General features: G+C 44.4%; 19 protein-coding genes. 14 read left to right on the top strand and 5 right to left on the bottom strand.

The window, feature by feature from the left end; all coding sequences use genetic code 11:
• Nucleotides 1–34: 34 nt before the first annotated feature.
• From H6571_12205 to H6571_12145, 13 genes are all read left to right on the top strand, one after another.
• Nucleotides 35–217: a hypothetical protein gene (locus tag H6571_12205; GenBank protein MCB9324491.1), complete on the top strand. Its 183-nt coding sequence runs from the start codon at nucleotides 35–37 to the stop codon at nucleotides 215–217.
• 13 nt (nucleotides 218–230) lie between these two features.
• Nucleotides 231–1,199: a c-type cytochrome gene (locus tag H6571_12200; protein MCB9324490.1), complete on the top strand. Its 969-nt coding sequence runs from the start codon at nucleotides 231–233 to the stop codon at nucleotides 1,197–1,199.
• A gap of 185 nt (nucleotides 1,200–1,384) precedes the next feature.
• Nucleotides 1,385–2,809: a cytochrome c oxidase accessory protein CcoG gene (gene ccoG / locus H6571_12195; GenBank protein MCB9324489.1), complete on the top strand. Its 1,425-nt coding sequence runs from the start codon at nucleotides 1,385–1,387 to the stop codon at nucleotides 2,807–2,809.
• A 30-nt stretch (nucleotides 2,810–2,839) separates the two neighbouring features.
• A complete protein-coding gene (locus H6571_12190) occupies nucleotides 2,840–3,283 on the top strand; it encodes a FixH family protein (protein MCB9324488.1) in 444 nt (147 codons plus the stop codon).
• A 9-nt stretch (nucleotides 3,284–3,292) separates the two neighbouring features.
• A complete protein-coding gene (locus tag H6571_12185) occupies nucleotides 3,293–3,988 on the top strand; it encodes a sulfite exporter TauE/SafE family protein (GenBank protein ID MCB9324487.1) in 696 nt (231 codons plus the stop codon).
• Between the two features lie 175 nt (nucleotides 3,989–4,163).
• On the top strand, nucleotides 4,164–4,661 hold the full coding sequence (locus H6571_12180; GenBank protein ID MCB9324486.1) for a GNAT family N-acetyltransferase: 498 nt from the start codon (nucleotides 4,164–4,166) through the stop codon (nucleotides 4,659–4,661).
• A 49-nt stretch (nucleotides 4,662–4,710) separates the two neighbouring features.
• Complete coding sequence (locus tag H6571_12175) at nucleotides 4,711–5,877, top strand: ATP-grasp domain-containing protein (protein ID MCB9324485.1); 1,167 nt, start codon at nucleotides 4,711–4,713, stop codon at nucleotides 5,875–5,877.
• A gap of 418 nt (nucleotides 5,878–6,295) precedes the next feature.
• On the top strand, nucleotides 6,296–6,760 hold the full coding sequence (locus tag H6571_12170) for a (2Fe-2S)-binding protein (protein MCB9324484.1): 465 nt from the start codon (nucleotides 6,296–6,298) through the stop codon (nucleotides 6,758–6,760).
• The gene (locus tag H6571_12165) at nucleotides 6,757–8,934 is read left to right on the top strand and encodes a xanthine dehydrogenase family protein molybdopterin-binding subunit (GenBank protein MCB9324483.1); all 2,178 of its coding nucleotides are present in this window, start codon (nucleotides 6,757–6,759) and stop codon (nucleotides 8,932–8,934) included. Before H6571_12170 ends, H6571_12165 begins: the two co-directional genes overlap by 4 nt.
• A gap of 3 nt (nucleotides 8,935–8,937) precedes the next feature.
• Nucleotides 8,938–9,576, top strand: coding sequence for an NTP transferase domain-containing protein (locus tag H6571_12160; GenBank protein MCB9324482.1), 639 nt, complete (start codon nucleotides 8,938–8,940; stop codon nucleotides 9,574–9,576).
• Nucleotides 9,577–9,578: 2 nt separating this feature from the next.
• Nucleotides 9,579–10,046: a DUF1456 family protein gene (locus H6571_12155; protein ID MCB9324481.1), complete on the top strand. Its 468-nt coding sequence runs from the start codon at nucleotides 9,579–9,581 to the stop codon at nucleotides 10,044–10,046.
• A 214-nt stretch (nucleotides 10,047–10,260) separates the two neighbouring features.
• Entirely contained in the window at nucleotides 10,261–10,950 is a 690-nt protein-coding gene (locus H6571_12150; protein ID MCB9324480.1) for a pseudouridylate synthase, read from the top strand.
• A gap of 345 nt (nucleotides 10,951–11,295) precedes the next feature.
• Entirely contained in the window at nucleotides 11,296–13,749 is a 2,454-nt protein-coding gene (locus H6571_12145) for a PAS domain S-box protein (GenBank protein ID MCB9324479.1), read from the top strand.
• On the opposite strand, the gene H6571_12140 is transcribed toward H6571_12145, so the two are convergent.
• The 5 genes from H6571_12140 to H6571_12120 all read right to left on the bottom strand — a co-directional run bounded on the left by H6571_12140 (nucleotide 13,736) and on the right by H6571_12120 (nucleotide 19,034).
• Nucleotides 13,736–14,626, bottom strand: coding sequence for a T9SS type A sorting domain-containing protein (locus H6571_12140; protein MCB9324478.1), 891 nt, complete (start codon nucleotides 14,624–14,626; stop codon nucleotides 13,736–13,738). The genes H6571_12145 and H6571_12140 overlap by 14 nt on opposite strands.
• Nucleotides 14,627–14,724: 98 nt before the next feature.
• Entirely contained in the window at nucleotides 14,725–15,969 is a 1,245-nt protein-coding gene (locus H6571_12135; protein MCB9324477.1) for a hypothetical protein, read from the bottom strand.
• 17 nt (nucleotides 15,970–15,986) lie between these two features.
• On the bottom strand, nucleotides 15,987–17,069 hold the full coding sequence (locus tag H6571_12130) for a hypothetical protein (protein MCB9324476.1): 1,083 nt from the start codon (nucleotides 17,067–17,069) through the stop codon (nucleotides 15,987–15,989).
• Nucleotides 17,070–17,140: 71 nt separating this feature from the next.
• Complete coding sequence (locus H6571_12125) at nucleotides 17,141–17,842, bottom strand: DUF4956 domain-containing protein (GenBank protein ID MCB9324475.1); 702 nt, start codon at nucleotides 17,840–17,842, stop codon at nucleotides 17,141–17,143.
• A 382-nt stretch (nucleotides 17,843–18,224) separates the two neighbouring features.
• Nucleotides 18,225–19,034, bottom strand: coding sequence for a lamin tail domain-containing protein (locus H6571_12120; protein MCB9324474.1), 810 nt, complete (start codon nucleotides 19,032–19,034; stop codon nucleotides 18,225–18,227).
• 254 nt (nucleotides 19,035–19,288) lie between these two features.
• Here H6571_12120 and H6571_12115 point away from each other — a divergent pair, with 254 nt between their 5' ends.
• On the top strand, nucleotides 19,289–19,945 hold the full coding sequence (locus H6571_12115; protein MCB9324473.1) for a succinate dehydrogenase cytochrome b subunit: 657 nt from the start codon (nucleotides 19,289–19,291) through the stop codon (nucleotides 19,943–19,945).
• The last annotated feature ends 5 nt before the right edge of the window (nucleotides 19,946–19,950 follow it).

Here is a 19,950-nt window from a genome sequence, read left to right as displayed (position 1 = left end):
TATTGCTCCATACTAAATTAAAAATTTTAATTCAATGTTTAAGTATATTCTTGAAAAAGCGGGCGACATAGAGTGGATGGCCATTGTGCCTATGGTGCTGTTTGTCATTATTTTCATCGTCATCGTCTGGAGGGCAATGTCACATAAAAAGGAGTTCGTCGACCACATGGCTAATATGCCTTTGCAAGAGGATGATGCTTTAGAAATTGAAAAGTAAAAATTAATTCAAAATGAAAAACAAAAAATTAAAATATGCTCTAACTGTAGTGCTGGCGACTATCGTCGGTTTTCCGGCCCTGTTAGCTCAGGCAACCACTACCTCAACGCCGGCCTTCTGGGATGATACGTTCGGAATTATGGTTATTGCCGGAGCCGCCATTGTTGTGGTGGCTGCCTTCGTGACCGTATTGCGCATGTTTTATTCTCTCATGAAATTGCAGCAAATGCAATACATGAAAGATGCAGGAATGGACATGAAGGAGATTCAGAAAAAGTTCAGGGATGAAACGACTTCCACCCAGATGATCAAGAGTCTGACCAAGGCTGTTCCACTAGAAAAGGAAAAAGACATTCTGCTCGACCACGATTACGATGGGATCAAAGAGTTGGATAATCCGCTGCCTCCATGGTGGGTTGCCTTGTTCTGGATCACGATTATTTTCGCTGCCATTTATTGGGGATACTTTCACACCCTGGATAAAGGCATGGGACAGGAAGAACAATATGCCACTGAAATGGAAGCTGCTGATGCGGCGGTTGCCAACTATCTGAATGAAAAAGGAGAATCTGTAGATGAAAATACAGTGGTGGCTCTGACCGACGAATCTGCCCTGGCACGTGGCGCTGAAATTTTTGCCTCCAAATGTATTCCCTGCCATAATGTTGATGGCGGAGGAAATAATATCGGACCAAACCTTACCGACCAATACTGGATCAACGGAGGAGGTATCAAAAATATTTTTACTACCATCAAATACGGAGTGGTAGAAAAAGGAATGCTTTCATGGGAAACACAACTCGGACCAGCTGATATTCAGAAGGTGGCCAGTTTTGTCCTGTCCCTTCAAGGCACTACCCCGGCAGATCCAAAAGCCCCTCAGGGCGAGCTTTATGTTGAAGCGCCTGTTCAGGAAGTGGCTCCGGCCACTGAAGGAGCCGACACAACGACCACCGAGGGTACACAAGTCGGTGGACAATAGAAAAAACTGTTTTTTGTAATAACTTAGATGAAATGAGCGGGTGGCGTATTCGGGCCCGCTCATTTTTATTTATATTTGTACAGTAGGATAAAATACATCCCCTGGGGTGACTTTTATCACTTAATAATTTAGGATAAAATTCAAATTTTGCATGTGTTATACCAAACATGTAAAAACACAAAAAAATGGACACTTCAAATCAACCAGTTAAAGATACTGAAGAATACAGGGATCATATTGCTACCATTGATGACCGTGGTAAACGTTCATGGATTTTCCCAAAACAACCCAAGGGGCGTTTTTACCGGTGGCGTACCTACGTGAGCTGGATTCTGCTGGCTTTCTTTTTTGTGACACCGTTCATCAAAGTCAATGGAAATCCCTTTTTGCTGCTCAATATTTTTGACAGGAAGTTCGTTCTGTTCGGAATTTTGTTCCCGCCACAGGATTTTCACCTGCTGGTATTGTCTATGCTGACAGGGATTGTCTTTATCATCCTCTTTACCGTGGTTTACGGCCGTATTTTTTGCGGATGGATATGCCCGCAGACTATTTTCCTGGAAATGGTTTTTCGGAAAATAGAATACTTCATTGAAGGAGATAATAAGGCACAGCGAAAATTGGCCGAGGGGCCATGGACGACGGAGAAAGTGATTAAAAGGATTGTGAAACATACCGTTTTTATCCTCTTTTCTATTTTAGTGATCAATACCTTTGCCGCTTATCTGATTGGAGTGGACGGCGTGCGCAAAATAGCATTAGAGCCTATTAGTATGAACCTCGGACCTTTTATGGGGATGGTACTGTTTACGGCTGCCTATTATTTCGTATTTTCGTGGTTCCGGGAACAAGTATGTATCGTTGCCTGCCCTTACGGAAGACTTCAGGGCGTTATGCTGGATAAAAACAGTATCGTGGTAGCTTATGATAATGTTCGGGGAGAGCCGCGCGGAAAAAAGGCAAAAGTAACCGACGAAGGAGCTGCCGCGCCTGTGCTGGGTGATTGTATCGATTGTAAATTATGCGTTCAGGTGTGCCCAACGGGGATTGATATTCGCAACGGAACCCAGCTGGAATGTGTAAATTGCACCGCCTGTATCGATGCTTGTGATGAAGTGATGGATAAGATCGACCGCCCAAGGGGATTGATCAGGTATGATAGTCTGAAAGGAATTGAGGAAGGGGGACAGAAAATTTTTACTACAAGAGTAAAAGCCTATACAGCGGTGCTAAGTGTTTTGGTGATCCTCGTTTCCGTTCTTTTGATGAGCAGATCAGATGTTGAATTACTCATTTTAAGGGCCAGAGGAACGCTGTACAACAAAGTGGATGATACCCACATCAACAATTTGTACAATTACGAAATTATCAACAAAACCACCAAATCATTTCCGGTTGACATGAAAATCAACGGAGATTTCGGCCGCATAGAATACGTGGGAGGCAATCCTCCGGATACCATCAGAGAAGGGGTTACAAAAGGGACTTTCTTTATTATCGTCGAAAAAGAAAAGGTCAAAGACCGGAAAACGGATATTGAAATTGAAATATCCTCCAACGGCAAGTTGATCGAAAAGGCTAAATCTACCTTCATCGGACCTTACAGATAACATAGGGGTGAAGGGCTAAATATTCAAACAATGAAATGGAACTGGGGAACGGGAATTGCCGTATTTTACACCTCTTTCGCCCTTTTTATGGTCTTTATGGTCATAAGGAGCACCTTCTACGATCATAGTCTCGTGGTGGAAGATTATTATGCTAAAGACCTGGCATACCAGGAACAATACGATAAGATCAAAAACAGCCAGGAGCTCGAAGAAGGGCTGGTCATTAAAAACAACGCTGCGGAAAGAACCGTCGAACTCATTTTCCCGCAAGGCATTAAAGACATTAAAGGCCAGGTCCAGTTTTACAGACCTTCTGACAAGGCCAATGATTTTTACGTCAAAATAGATAATCCTGAAAATGGGAAAATGCTTATTCCTGTCGGCAATGCTATATCCGGCTACTGGATCGTTAAAGTGGACTGGCAGGGAGACGGCAAAGCGTTTTATGACGAAAAAAATATCCGGGTGAATTAAATATTTTTTATGCTTTGGACGGCATTTACCATAGGGCTTTTCGGAAGTTTGCACTGCGTTGGCATGTGTGGCCCTATCGCTATTGCCTTACCTTACAAGAAGGAAAATAAACTGGTTATGCTCGCCAGCGGCCTGCTGTACAACCTCGGCAGGGTCACGACATACAGCTTTCTTGGGCTGTTCATCGGGTTCATCGGCAAGGGCGTATTCCTGGCCGGTTTTCAGCAATGGCTCTCCATCGGCCTGGGTATTTTGATGCTGATCATCGCGTTGTTTTCCATCCCGGTTGAATCAAAGATATACTCCCTCTCTTTTGTTCAAAAACCTTATGCGAAGTTAAGATCCCTGCTCGGACGTTTTCTCACCAAAAACAGTTGGCAAGCGTTATACCTTACAGGGGTGCTAAACGGTTTTTTGCCCTGCGGACTGGTTTACCTGGCCATCGTAGGGGCGGTTTCCATGGCTTCCCTGGAACAGGGCGTTGCCTATATGGCCCTTTTTGGGTTGGGAACCATCCCGCTGATGTTGATGGTTTCCCTGGCGGGCAGTGTGGTGAGTATCAGGTTTAAAACCGTTGTGAGAAAACTTTACCCCGTTTTTATGGTCGCTTTTGCCGCTTTGCTCATCGCCAGGGGCCTGAACTTTGAAGTACCAAGAACCTTCAATTTTTGGGAAACCGCCCAGGAGGTACCGATGTGTCATTGAAAATTTGTCTGAAAATTTCACTGCGTTCTTTACGCCTTCTTCGCGTTTAAAAATAAAAAAGTTCAGGAGATTAATGAACTTGAGCATTCAATAATTTTTTTTCAAAAGTTCATATTTTGTTTGAATTAAAAGCATTAATTCTGAACCTTTAATTTTCCTGAAATTTTTCCCGTTTATGAGCTTATCCTCCAAAAGGCTGACCTACAAAAAATGTGAGGCTTCCGACCTGGAAGACTACCTGCTTTTTGGAACGAATGAGGAGGTGATGCGGTATGTAACCCAGCAGATGCTGACGCGTGAAGAAGCCATCGACCGTTTTAAAAGGGCACTTCTCATCAATAAAGAAAATAAGGACCTCGGCTACTGGCTGGCCTATGAAAAGAACGACGGTCGGCTCATTGCCTACCTGAAGATCGTTTATATCGGCAACGGGCAACATGAAGTAGGCTACCTGGTACTGCCCGAATCCTGGGGACAAAAATATGCTTCGGAGCTGACCGCAGCCCTGGTGCAATATGCCAAAACATTAAAAGGGGTAAATCGCCTGGTAGGCATAGTCCATGTGGAGAATGGCGCTTCAAAACGAGTACTGCAGAAGTCAGGATTTGAGCAGTACGAAACCGGGCTCTACGAAGGAGCCCCTGCAGCGTTTTTAAAATTGGAAATTGAATGACTAATTGTTTGATTTTTTGCACCTTTGCCGCTCAAAATCAAACCGAATTATGATACTCATCGACGGCCCTTACGTTTCTGATTTTCTTAAAAAAACCTTACGCGAAAAACAAATTCCGGTGATCGAAACGCCAATAGCCAGGAAGCTACTGGGAGATAATTACTTTTACGTACCGGAGCAGGAGGCTGTCGAAAAATATAGGCAGGATAAAGCCCTTCGCCTCTTCACCAATTCTGAAAATTCCATCGCCTGGGTGGAACAGCATTTATCCTTTCTCGATATTCCTGAAAAGGTCAAAATTTTCAAAAACAAGGTCAAATTCCGGGAGCTGCTGAAACCTATGTTTCCCGGTTATTTTTTCAAAAGCGTGGCATTCACCCAACTGGATGAGGTGGAGGTGAATTCATTGCCCGTCCCTTTTGTTATTAAACCCGCCGTTGGTTTTTTTAGTATGGGCGTCCACAATGTGGAAACCCGGGAGGAATGGCCCGGAATCCTGGCCACGATCAAAGAAGAAATGGACGAGGTCAGGGATTTGTATCCGATCGAAGTCATGGATGCGACGACTTTTATTTTCGAACAACACATCAAAGGAGAGGAATATGCCGTGGATTGTTACTTTTCAGCCTCCGGCGAGCCCGTGATCCTCAATATTATGCACCATGTTTTTTCTTCGGGTAAGGATGTGAGCGACCGGGTGTACATCACCTCCCGCGAGATCATTCAAACCTACAAGAAACCGCTCGAAGCTTTCCTGGCTCAATTAGGACAACTGGCCGGGCTGACAAATTTCCTGATCCATATCGAGGTGCGCATTGATGAATCCGGCCATATCGCCCCCATCGAAGTCAACCCCATGCGCTTCGGCGGCTGGTGCACTACCGCTGATCTGACGTGGTATGCCTACGGCTTTAATTCCTACGAATATTTCCATGCCAATAAACGGCCGGACTGGGAACAAATATTGGGAGCAATGGATGATGCTCTTTTCAGCCTCATCGTTTTAGACAACAATACCGGCATCAAAGGCCGGGACATCAAATCCTTTGATTACGAGCGGCTGGCCGCTTCTTTTCAGAAACCACTGACGGTCCGTAAAGTAAATCACAGGGAATTTCCACTCTTCGGTTTTGTTTTTACTCAAACGCCTAAAAGTCATACCGAAGAACTGGACAGGATCCTTATTTCAAACCTTAGGGAATTTGTGATAGAATAAGGGGAGACCTTTATTCTCAAGGCTATTTCACCCATTAATCTTGCGCTGTTTTTCGCCAAATAATGTAACTTAGGGCAGGATTTCAAATTCAGCATGATCAGCCTGGAAGGCAAAAGATGATTCTGAACACGACGATGACTTCATCGCCCGGGAGAAATCCGGTGACCCCAGGGTTTGAAAAATACAAAGCACTACCCAAAAATCTATTCCAAAAAAATGAATTCATTGTTTGGCAGACTTTTTAAAAAATCAGCCCTCTCCATTCTTTTCCTGCTGATCACCGTTTTATGCAGCACAGGGTGTAGGGGGATGAGATCTATGCCCGCACGGCCAACCATGATTTTTAAACATTCGGGCGCCAGATGCTTTAATACCTGGTTATTGAACGAATAATATAAACAACTATACCTATTAGATTATGATTACACTTCAAATCAACGGGAAAAAGCACTCGATAGAGGTTGATCCGAACATGCCACTGCTTTGGGCGATTAGGGATGTCATTGGATTTACGGGAACAAAATACGGTTGTGGAAAAGGACTGTGCGGGGCTTGTATGGTTTTGGTAGATGGGCAGGCCGTCAATTCATGCCTTTTGCCTGTTTCCTTCGCCCAGGGAACAGATATCATTACGATAGAAGGCGAAACGGAAAATCTTCAGTTGTTGCAACAATCCTGGGCTGAATTGAATGTGCCGCAATGTGGCTTTTGTCAGCCGGGGCAGTTAATCACCGCAACCGCCTTATTGAATACAAACGGTAATCCGGACGATGAGGATATCGATAATGCGATGACGCGTAATATCTGTCGGTGCGGAACCTACCAGCGCATCAAAAATGCCATTCATCATTCTGTTGAATTAAAAAATAACCCTTCATTATGATTACTGTAAAAAATATAAGCCGAAGGAATTTTATCAAAAGCATTGGATTGGTCTCAGGCGGGTTGATCCTGTCCTGTAATTTTAATTCAGGTTCAGAGGATGAAAAAGAACCCTTCGTTTTCAATCCGAAGTTATATGTGCAATTGAATCCTGATGGGAGTTTGATCTTAGTGGCTACCCGCTCGGAAATGGGCCAGGGAATCCGAACAGCCCTGACTTCCGTCATCGCCGATGAAATGGAGGCCGACTGGAGCCGGGTGACCGTACAGCAGGCCACTGGGGATGTCAAATTCGGTGATCAAAATACGGATGGCTCCCGCAGTATTCGCTATTTATACGAAAGCATGAGAAAGGTGGGGGCCACCTTCAAGGCCATGCTCATCACGGCCGCCGCAAAAACATGGGAAGTGCCGGAAAGTGAATGCACGGCCGACAACCACTTTGTCGTGCATACCAGCGGAAAGAAGATCGGTTATGGGGATTTAGCGGAAATGGCCGCCACCCTAGAAGTTCCGAAAGAAGTCACCTTGAAATCACCCGAAAATTTTAAATACATCGGCAAAACCTTACCGAGTATTGATGTGGAAAATTACGCCAACGGAAGTGCTGTTTTCGGGTTGGATAAACGTATTGCTGATATGAAATTTGTCGCCATTCAACGTTGCCCGGTAACCTTCGGGACGGTGAAATCTTTTGACAAAAGTGCTGCTTTAAAAGTGAACGGCGTACTGGACGTGATTGAAATTCCAAGGATGGAAAAACCATTTGGTGCCCTGGGCGGGGTTGCGGTAATCGCCACCAATACCTGGGCTGCTTTTAAAGGAAAGGAAGCCTTGAAGGTGGAATGGAAATTTGGGGAGAACAAAGACTATGATTCTGAAAAATATATGGAACAGATCATGGGCAATGTGCATAAAAAAGGAACCGTACAGAAATCAACCGGGGATGTGGAGAGTGCTTTTGAAAAGGCTCATACGATCGTTGAAAGCAGCTTTGAAGCGCCTTTGTTGGTGCATGCGCCCATGGAGGTGCCCAATGCCGTGGCATGGGTCCAGGGTGATAGCTGTGAAGTCTGGGCGCCTACTCAGGATCCGCAAACGGCCAGAACGGAGGTCGCCGATTATTTGGGAATAGCGGAGGATAAGGTGACCATTAATATTACGTTTTTAGGGGGCGGTTTCGGAAGGAAATCCAAACCTGATTACATTGTGGAAGCCGTGGCGGTTTCAAAAGCGATCAAGGCACCGGTTCAGGTTATATGGAGCAGAGAGGATGATATTCAACACAGTTATTACCATACCGTATCGGCTCAGTACATGAAAGCTTCACTCGACGAAAACGGTAAAGTGACCGGTTGGTTACATCGGTTTGCCTTCCCGTCCATCGAATCTACTTTTGAGCCGGGTACGGATGAGCCCCAGGGTTGGGAAACCCATACGGCGTCCAATATTCCTTATGATCTGCCCAATATGCAGGTGGAGACCGGAAAAGCTCCCGCTCATGTCAGGATAGGATGGTTACGTTCGGTGATCAACATTCCCCATGGTTTTTCTGTCAATGTTTTTGCCGATGAACTGGCCCATGCCGCAGGAATGGATCCCCTGGAATTCAGGCTCAAAATGATTGGAGAGGATCGATTGGAAGATACGGATGGTGACTACAAATATGATACCGCAAGGTTGAAATACGTGCTTAAAAAAGCAGCCGAAAATGCGGAATGGGGCAAAACCTTGCCCGAAGGCCATGCCTATGGAATAGCGGTGCAATACAGTTTTTTGTCGTATGTGGCCTCTGTGGTAGAAGTCTCAGTCATCCAGGGCAAGGTAAAAGTCCACAATGTATTTACTGTTATTGATTGCGGAACAGCGGTGAATAAAGATACCATAAAATCCCAGTTGGAAGGATCGGCAGTATTTGGGATGTCCCTGACTTATTATGGTAAGATTACCGCCAAAGACGGAGCCATTGAACAAAGTAATTTTGACAGTTACCAGATGTTACGCATGCCGGAGGCGCCCAAAATTCATGTCGAAATAGTGGAAAGCAACGAACGGCCGACGGGGGTAGGAGAACCCGGAGTGCCCGTTATCGCTCCCGCCATTATCAATGCGATCTTTAAAGCAACCGGCAAGCGGTATTACAGCTTGCCGTTGTCTGATCATAACCTGGTTTAGGCTATGGAAAACAATCCTGTTTTTGTTTTACTCGCCGGGGGGAAATCGGAAAGAATGGGGATGCCCAAAGGCCTGCTTCCATTCAAAGAAACCTTTTGGATACTCGAGCAATTGCGCAGGATTTCCCTGACTTCCATTAAAACCGTTTACATCGGACTGGGTTTTCAGCATCAGGACTATTTTGAGGCCATTGACTGGTTTGAAGCCGCGGTAAAAAAACCGTTTCTTTTCCTGGGAATGAAGGTGATCGTTGTCATAAATGAAACCCCTTCACCGGGGCCGTTTTCGACCCTTCAAAAAGTGATCCGCCATATTCCCGGTTTCCCGGATATACTGGTCCATCCAATTGATACGCCTTTGCTCAACTGGGAGGAACTTCAGCAAATAACAGATCAGGAGGGGTTGATCGTGCTGCCCAATTATGAAGGGAAAAACGGTCATCCCGTTAAATTGAAATATGCGTTTTGGGAAAAACTAAAATTCCTTGATGCGGCGGATAAACAGTCGCGTCTGGATGTTCAAATAAAACAAACAGATGCCGCGGAAATCGTATCACTACCGGTTTCCACGGAGGTCATTTTATTAAACTTCAATACGCCCGCCGAGTGGGAATCGGGGGCTCAAATGTCACAAAAAAAATAATCATGAACAACAACGATATCCTTCGCCGCATACGGTACACTTTTGATCTCAGCGATTCGAAAATGATGGAGATTTTCGCCCTGGCCGGGGGGGAAGCTACCCGGGCACAGATAAGCGACTGGTTGAAAAAAGAGGACGATCCGGCCTTCAAGGGGATTTATGATCACGAATTCTCTGTTTTCCTCAACGGATTTATTGTGCTCAAACGCGGTAAAAAAGAAGGCCCGCCCCCTAAAAATGAAAAAAAACTGAACAATAACGTCGTTTTCAGGAAATTGAAAATAGCCTTAAACCTGAAAGATGAAGATATTCTCGAGATGTTTAAACTGGTGGATCTGGCCGTCAGCAAACACGAAATAAGCGCCCTTTTCCGAAATCCCAACCAAAGTCAGTACCGGGATTGCAAAGACCAGTTTTTGCGTAATTTTTTGCATGGAATGCAGGTGAAGTACCGGGGAGAAGAAAAATGAACATCTTTCCCGAGGCGACATCTTCGTGATTGGGCTTTCGAGGTGACATCTTCGAGCAAGGCAAAGTGCAGGAGCAAAAAGGTGTCGTCTCGGGCTAAATTGATCTATAAAAGTGTATTTTTCTCAACATCATTGGGCTTTCGAGGTGACATCTTCGTGCAAGGCAAAGTGCGGAGCAAAAAGGTGTCGTCTCGGGCTACAAAACTTTTAACTATTGGAACCTGAGGCATTGGACATCATTTATCGGGATGAACATCTTATTGCGGTCAACAAACCCAATGGATTGCTGGTGCATCGATCTTCGATCGCAGCGGGTGAAGACGTTTTTGCCATGCAGCTCTTGCGGGATCAAATCGGTCAGCACGTTTTTCCTGCCCATCGGCTCGACCGAAAAACATCAGGGGTGTTGCTCTTTGCGCTGGACGCCCATTCGGCCGCTTTATTACATGATACTTTTGTCGAAAAAGCCATTGAAAAAAAATACCTGGCCATCGTGAGGGGGTATTTTCCCGAAGCAGTGGAATTGGATTATCCGCTGACCAATGACCGCGGCAAAAAGCAGGAAGCCTTTACCCGTTTCCGATTGCTCAAAACAACAGAAGTGGATGTCCCTTACGGCAAACACCAGACGTCACGTTATTCCCTTATAGAAGCTTTTCCCGAAACAGGACGCCAACATCAGATTCGCAAGCATTGTGCTCATTTAATGCACCCCATTATTGGTGACCGCCCCCATGGATGTAACAGACAGAATAAACTTTTTAAAGAAAAATGGAACATGATGACCATGTTATTGCATGCCGCTGAAATGAAACTCACTCATCCGGTAACGGGTGAGCCATTTTCCATTCAGGCCCCTTTAAACGAAGAATTCAAAAGAGTACACTCCTTTTTAGGGTTTTAAACACAAAAAAGGGGCTATTCTCGATTTAAATGACGTTTTTATCCTATTTCAAGGTTTTTATTTTAAAAATCCCCCGGAATTTTGCATTTTTGTGCTACCCTTTCGAGTATTTAAGTTTCCTCAATAAAATTTAAAGACAGGAGTTGAATTTCCCCTTTCTCCCTGGGTCTTATCATAGACTTGAGGCATTTTTGTAATTCAGAACATCTTCATTGAGGAATAGCCACAGGCTCAAGAAAACAATATACTATTTGTAAGGTATTGATTGTCATTTGTTTGATGTTTTTACTTTCTACATTAAGTTATTGGTTATCCGTCCTTGCAGCCAGAAAATAAAATGATCCAGTGGGAAAAAAAACAAAGGGTAATTCTTTTACATCAGTATTGCTGGATAAAGCCGGAGCAATCCTGAAAAAAGGAATGTCTTCAACAAATTTAACCGAAACTGGCAGGGGGACAGATGCCAAGGTATTTCAACTGCAGTCAAAACTTCATGAGTTGGAGTTGGAGTTTGATTTATTGCGGAAAGAAAAAGCGCTTCAGGATCAGATCCTTTCAAATCTTGCCGATGGATTTTTTATTATTGATACGGAAGCCAAAATGCTGGTAGTTAATGAAACTTTGTGTGCTATAACAGGCTATGACAAGGAAGAGCTTATCGGTACAAAACCTCCTTATCCATATTGGCCTCCTGAAGAATACGAAACCATTGGAGCCGCCGTACAGAAAAAATACGGGAAAGAAGATAATCATTTCGAATTGACCTTTAAAAGGAAAAACGGAGAGCGATTTCCCGCCATTATTGAAACCTTTAATATACAAGACCATTCAGGAGAAATTACCCATTGTTTTGCCACCATTAAAGATCTTTCCATTCTGGAAAAAGCTTATAAAGGGCTGGAGGAGAGTGAACAAAGGTATAAGACATTATTTGAAAATACCTCCGACTGTATTTATAAAAGCACTCCCGATGGGAAAATCATAAGTGCAAATCCTGCTTTGGTTAAATTACTGGGGTACGAAAGTGAAGAAGCCTTAAAAGCGGTGAACGTAAAAGAATCGGTTTATTTTCATCCTGAAGAACGGGAAGAGGTGTTGACCAGCAATTTGGAAGTATACCGGTTGAAAAAAAAGGATGGCACGGAAGTTTGGGTGGAAGATCAGGGGTATTTCACTTATGATGAAAACAATAAGATTATATTCCACGAGGGCATCCTCAGGGATATCACCCAAAGGAAGAAATCCGAAGATGAATTGCGACAAAGCGAGTTGAAATTTCGCACCAACAACGAGTTGCTTCAGTCTATCCTCGATAGTCCCAAAGGCATCATTATCTTTTCTTTGGATAATGAATATTGTTACAAGGCTTTTACCACTTCACATAAAGAAACCATGAAGAAAATATGGGGAGTGGATATTGAGATTGGGATGAATATGCTCGAGTTGATTTCAAACACTGATGACCGTGAAAAAGCAAAAGCCAATTTTGATCTTACTCTGAAAGGAGAGGAATTGTTATTTATCGAGGAATATGGCGACGAAGCTTTGTACAGAACTTTTTGGGAAAGCAGGTATTCTCCCATTTATACGCTGGATGGGAATATTACAGGGCTGACCATTTTTGTGACAGATATTACCGAGCGGAAGCAGGATGAAGAGCGATTGAAAAAAAGCGAAAAGGCGCTGAATGAAGCACAAAAACTCTCCAAAATGGGGAGCTGGGAGTTTTTTCCGGGAACAGGGGAATTAATTTGGTCTGAAGAACTCTACAGGATTTTCAAACTGGAGGGTACGCCCAATGAAGAACTTTACGAGGCTTTCCGCAGCAGGGTTCACCGGGATGATTTAACAACATTGGATAGATTAATGGAAAAAGCTTCCCTCAGGGGAGAAGGTTATGTTTTTGAACATAGAATCGAAATCCCGGATGAGGCCCTTAAGTATGTATTGTGCAAAGGGGAGCCCGTTTTCAATGATCAAAACGAATTGGTGGCCATTAATGGCATCACCCTCGACATTACGGAAAAGAAGGCCCAGGAAAAAATTATCATGGAAAATATGGAAATCCTCAATAAGCAAAATGAGGAGCTCCATCGTTTGATAGAATCCAACGTGAGGCTGGAAAATTTTGCCTATATCGCTTCCCATGATCTGAAATCCCCGGTGAGAACGATTAATAGTTTTACGGGACTCCTTAAAACCAGGGCAGGGGCCAAGCTGGATGAAGAAGAGCAAAAATTCCTGGACTTCATCGCTAATGGGGCCAACGAAATACAAAACCTCATTGAGGATTTGCTGGACTATTCAAAAGTAAAGAGCAAGGGCTTCAATCCAACCATTTTGGATGTAAATCATCTGCTGAAGAGCCTGTTGGCCACCATGAGTGCTGATATTGAAGAGCATAATGCCGTGATAAAGCTCGGGGATGTTTTTCCTGGCGAAATTCGGGGGGATCGCACAAAAATCTGGCAGGTTTTTCAGAATCTTATCATCAATGCCATGAAATTTCACAAAAAAGGGGTGCCCCCTGAAATTTTTATTTCAGGCAGGGCAACTGAAAAGGAATGGGAATTTTCTGTCAAAGACAACGGGATAGGGATTGATGCTGAATTTCATGAAAAAATCTTCGTCTTGTTCCAGCAGCTCAACACGAAAGAACAATTCGACGGTACAGGCCTTGGCCTGGCGATCTGCAAAAAGATCATCGATCAGCACAATGGCCGGATCTGGGTCGAATCTGAACCGGGGAAAGGCGCCGCATTTTACTTTACCCTTCCCCGTATCGTTAAAGAATCATAAACCGTTTGGCATCCACCAAAATGTTGTTGGCCATCAATTGAATGATGTAAATGCCGGCGCTGAGTTTTATGCCTTCCTTGCTCAAATGGTCCAATTCAAAAGCCTGTATGCCGGCGGGCACTGTTCCCTGATGGATATTTCTGACTTTTCTGCCGTTGATGGAAAAAATATCAAGGGAAAGGTTCGTCTTTTCCACGATGGTTACCCGTACCTGGCCCGAATCTGTCATGGGGTTCGGACTTATGTTGAGGATTCTAGTGCCGGCATCCAGGTTGATATCGGTATTCGAATTGATAACGGGAACGATATCCAGCGAAACATCAAATACGCCGTGGAGGTTACCGTCGGCATCTTCCGTCAGGGGAATGATGCGTCCTTCCGCACTGTCATCAGAAGCCCATGGGTCGCCGGCAATATCAGTGTCGCCTTCAAAGTACAATTGGGTGGTTAGCGTGCCCCCTCCTGCAGCGGCGATCTTAAAGTGGATGTGACGGGGGCGAAAGGCACTCCCGTTCAGGTATTTCCCCGGCAAAACCGTTTCCATGGCGTAATTGCCCATTGGGTCGGTATCGAATTTTCCTCTGAAGTTGTACCCTACATTATCATAGGCTCCGCCGTCGTCGGCCTGCCATACGTCCAGGTTTGCCATCGGGATAGGCGTTTCACAATCGTTATAATAAATCGTGCCGGTCAGGAAGAGCACCGTTCCTACGGCACCTTCAGGAGAAATTTTATTCCTGACGGGCGCATTGGGGCTATAAAAAGGGCCCTGGATATCCTCGGTGGTGGGGTCACAGGTGTTTGCAGCACTGAAATGGGGTAAAAAAGGAAAAAGAGCACTTAGGGTGCCGATTTTTAAAAGGTTTCTTCTTTCCATGTGTTGGGTGGTTTATGTCAAATTGGTCAAGTCAAATAAAATGGTCGTCGTTGGATAACACGGCATTTTCCGGAAAATGGTTGCGTCAGGTAGTTTAATTAAAATGGTTCAAAGCCGGCAGAGAGGTAATTTCGCAGCGGTTGTTCTGCAACAATACCCGAAAGATGGAGCAGTTCGAGATAGGTTTCAAAAATCTCCTGCTCTTTTTTAACGATGTCCAGTTCTTTTCCCAGGAGGCTTTCCCTGATCTTTAGCAAGGAGTAGGCCGTGGCATCAGCCAGCCCGGGGTATTGGTCCATGGAAAATCTCGCCTGGCTGGTTTCCATCTGCTTCAGCAACAGGGCGTGTTCATCGAGTAAGGCCTGCATCTTGCTGAGGTATTCTCCTTTTTTCATTTGGAGGTCATACACCAGGGCTTCCTGTTTGTTTTCCGCCTCGAGTTGTTCGAGTTTAAGTTCGTTCAATTTAAGTTTGGAAGAGCCCTTGAGGGGTAATTTGAATCCTATACCAATCGATAATCGTTCCCTTAAAAAGTCTTTACGCTGGCCTTCATAACGGGATTCCACGTAATCCAGCACATTGCGTCTTTCTGCATCCTCAACATTGTATTCGTATTCAAGCGTCTCGATCCGGGCACTCTGGCGTACCAGGAGGGGATGTTGTTCCAACGGGGTGCCGTATAATTCAGGCAAAATGTTTTTGATCTCTTCCAATCCGATGAAATTACCCTGGGTTAAATCCAGGCTGTCCTCACTTTCGGTAATCAGCTTGACGAGGGTCTGTAACCCGGAGCGGGTATTTTCGAGGTTTAAGAGCTCCATTTGCAGGTCATTCCGGTCGTCTTCTGTTTTGATCAGGTCGGTGATGTCAAAATTAGAGAGCAGGGCACTTTTTTTAAGGGTATTGATCTTATCCTCATAAACGAGAAAAAATTCATTTTTGACCCGGATAAGCCGCTCGCAAAAATAAAGTCCGGCAATGATCTCGTATCGATCCAGCAAGGCTTCCTCGAGGATGAATTGTTGCTCCATCTCCCCAGTACGGATGGTACTGTTGTGGTATTTATTTTGCGCCCATCGCTGGCGTGGACTGTTTGGGGTTACTCTGAAAATATATTCCTCTTGTGAAATTTCAAAATCGTGGGTTCTCGTTCTCAACTCAACCTGTTCGATCCAGGGCATCTGGTAAGAAGTACGCTGGAGGAACTGTACGATCTTTTCCTGGTGCAGCATTTCCTGTTGGGTCCGGGAGGAGGCAAGAAACGAGTTGGCGGAAAGAGGTGCCTGACTTATTGCATTCAGACTTGAAATCAGGAATATTATTATGGGTAAACAGACTTTCATTCGCTTAGTATTTCAAACTATTCTCTTGCAGCTTCCACTTTTGGAGTGGAAAAATTAAAAATCGGACTAAAAAAACCCGTGCCGCCGTTTGCTTCGGTGGGCATTAGGTTCAGGATGACTTTTTCTTTTTGCAAGAAAAGATTTTCGGCAGGGATGGAAATAAGCACCTCGCGGCCATAGGTTTTGAAGTCGGGCATTTTTCTCAATCGTTCCGGAATTTCGACGATTCGGGATCCCAACCCGATCACTTCCCCTCCGCAGGAATGTTCCGGATGGAGGGTGGAGGTCACGATCAGTGAATCTCCCAGGGACACCTGCAGGATCAGGCTTTCAAGCACATAAGCTTTTACAAGGGTAGGGTTTTGGCTGTAAAAGGTAACTATGGTGGAATAGGAATTCAGGTTTTCGCCTTCTTTACAATTCACTGAACCGACTACGCCGTCTTCCGGTGCGGTCAGGGAAAGTCTTTCCTGCTCTGTTTCCAGGAATTTTACTTCATCCTGCAATTTTTCTTTTTGGATCATGAGCGGATGTTCAGGATTATTAAGGGAAGCCTGAAGCCTGTTTATTTCAATTTCCAGGGGTTTGACGGAGAGGTCAAGTTCTTTTTGAAGGGCTTCAATTTTTAATGCCCGGCTGCTTTTTTGGTGCGGGGTATTTTCTGGTAAGGAAATGCTTTTTAAGTCTTTGACCAAAGCCTCATTGAAGTCGATCTCCGCCTGTAGTTGTTCAATTTTGCTGTTGATTTCAGACGTTTTGGCAATTTTCTGGGCACGTAGTTTATTGATCTCCGAGAGGAGGTCGGCTTTCCATATTTCCTCACGGGTTTCCAGCTCGGCGATGTCATGGGAAAGACCATTGAATTTCTGGTCAAGGGTGTTGCGGGTGACGGTAGCCAGTACAGTTCCCTTCGGCACATTTTGCCCCGGCGTTACTAAAATTTCATTGACTGTTATGGGGTGGTCAAGACTGATGTCCATTTCTTTATTTTCGGCAAAACCGTAAAACAGGAGTGTTTGTTTGCCAAAATGCCGGTTCAGCCGAAACAGTAAAATGATCAGCAGGATGCTGAGGATATATAAAATATTGATGCGCTTCATGAATTTTTATGTTTAAAAATCCGGGCATTCGTCCCGTATCTTCTCTCACCGATATGGCTGACCCTGATCATTTATATTTGCTGGGTCGTATCCTGGATGTTCAACCTGACGTTCCTGATATCCGACAGCGGCATGAGTTCGTCAGAAAGCAGGAATTCATCCTGTCCTTCTTTTTTGAGTTTCAGGGAATATTCGTAGGAGACCACCCGTGTTCCATCGGATTCGGTGGATGTTTTATATCTTGTAACGGCATAATTACTGCAATGCTTTTGCAAAATACGCTGCATCGTTTTGTAATCTGAAGATTGCTTCCCGTTGAGGAGGTCAAATTTGAGTGAACCGATCAGGTTGTTCTTTTTGCTGAATGGCGTGAGCCTCAGGATAAAGGCAGAAACCGAAAAAGCTATGGTGCCGATGAAAGCAATGAGGAACCCATAAACTCCACAGGCGATCCCTATGGCAAGAGACATAAACATGAAAACAATATTCCGGGGATCACGAACGGTAGTCCGGAAACGTACAATGGACAATGCTCCCAACATGCCTAATCCTCTGGCCAGGCTGTCCCCGATGGCTTGCATCACTGTAGCCGCAACGATGGCAATGAGGATCATCCCTTGCATAAAATGATCGGACCGGGCGACTTCCCGGGTAGTCTTTTCATAAGTAAAGACTAAAACCGTCGACAAAATGAAGGCCAATAATACCGTAAAGATAGCGGTAACCAGCGTTGGGTTTTCTGCACTGTTCTGTAATGAAAAGTAATCGAACATTCTTTCTGTTAAAATAAATTATTGTTGAGATGTCGAAATCAGACATTTCTTGTTTTCAATCTTAAGTTTTCTATTTTCAGAAAATTCAGGGAATCGTATATTAACAAGCCGGCTAAAGGTACGCAGTATATTAATCAGATGTTAAATTTAGGTAAAATTTCTATGTGCCGGGGCGGTGTAAGCCGGGTTAAAAGACCAAAATCATTGATTCTTGTCCGCTGCTAAGACCACTTCTGTACCTGTGCACCGGACAAGGATCAATGAACGTAGGTTGCGAGGCACCACGCCTTTGAAAAAAAGAATATAAAGCACTAAACCCCATGCCTTCCTTTTAAATTTTTCGGGCCTTCCCAATACAGGCTTTTCGGTTGCCCCGGATGAATTACCTGGTGATCACAAACTTTAACGGCTGAGCAGCAAATCGGTCTTTCTGTTTCAGGACAAGCGTATAAAGTCCGCCCGGTAGGTCCGGGACATCGAGCAACATTTGGTGACCTCCGTTCCAGGGGATTGTTTTGATCATGGCCCCCTGGCTGTTGTAGATAACCAGGTCTCCGTTAACATCCATATTGGACGAATTGATCCTTATCAAAGCCGGGGAGGTAAATGGGTTGGGAAAAATCTCCAAACCAAAGGAGAAATTGGGATCTTCGATGATATTGGGGGTATTGGGTGCACCAGGGGTACCCGGAGCAGAAAACCAACTGCCGGCAAGGGCATTGTCAAGGGAGGGATTCAACAACTGTAAGGTGGCGCCCAATCCATCAGGATCTGTTGGCCATGGATCCTCATCATCAAAATGAACGGTATCCACCACGGTTCCTGATGCATTGAACAGTCTGAGCAACTCTCCTCCATTGTTTAATCCGAAATCGAATTCCCCGACATAGTTGATTACATCCGGGAAAATAAGCGCGAAACTGTCAATATTTCTGACCAGCACCAGATATCCGTTTCCGGGAATGGTTGTGCCCGCAGGAAAAGTAAACAGGTTGGCGTCATTGTCATCGCTGAAGGACCAGTTGCCAATATTCACCTGGGAGCCGTTTGAATTATAAAATTCTACCCAATCCTTGGAATCTAAATCCGCAGCGGAATGGTAATTAATTTCGTTAATGACGATCTGCCCTGAAAGCCGGAAACCGGCCAGGCATAAAAGCAAAAAGAAGAAAGGTAGTCGTTTTTTTATCATGATAGTTTAATTTTTAATGAACCAAGATAGGGATAAAAAGCGTTTTACATAATCTATTTCCGGGTGAAAAATAACCTGGTCGGTAGTAAGACAAAATTTTACTATTGAGATTAATTCTAAATTAGTAAGACAGAAAACACTTGTACTGTTTAATGTTGGTCAAGTGGACAATCTGGCCTACTTTTGTACCCCTGTGAAATTGCGCAAAAATGGTTCAGTTTCACTTCATTGCAAAACGCAAAAAACATTTAAACATGGGTTGGTTTTCCAATTTTTCTTCTTCCTCGATCGGCAGAAAGTTCCTCATGGGGCTATCCGGTCTTTTCCTCATAACTTTTATAGCGGTTCATTTGCTTGTGAATTCATTTTCGCTGGTGAGTGCTGATTTGTTTAACAGAGGATCCCACTTTATGGGAACGAATGTATTAATTCAGGTCATGCAATATGTGCTGGCCGCAGGATTTCTGCTTCATATCATCATGGGCCTGGTGCTGACCATAAAAAATAATTCGGCGCGCCCGGTCAAGTACGCGATGAACAAACCCGGCGAAAATTCGACTTTCGCCTCAAGGAGTATGATTTATACGGGATTGCTGGTTCTCTTGTTTTTGTTTCTTCACCTAAAGGATTTTTTCATACCGATCAAATTTGAGCATGGTTCATATGGTACGGATTACGATTTGCTGGTGGCAGTTTTTTCCAATCCGTTGTACGTCGTGCTTTATGTCGTGGCTTTCATTTTGTTGGCCATTCACTTATATCATGGTTTTCAGTCCGCTTTTCAGACCATTGGGGTCAACCATCCGAAATATACCCCCGGCATTAAATTCCTTGGAGTATTGTATTGCATAGTGGTAGGACTCGGCTTTTCAGCCATCGCATTGTTTCACTTTTTTAATTCACTGAATTAAGACAA

The organism is Lewinellaceae bacterium, from assembly GCA_020636105.1.
Taxonomy (GTDB): Bacteria; Bacteroidota; Bacteroidia; order Chitinophagales; family Saprospiraceae; genus BCD1.
This window is presented reverse-complemented; position numbering and strand designations above follow the sequence as displayed.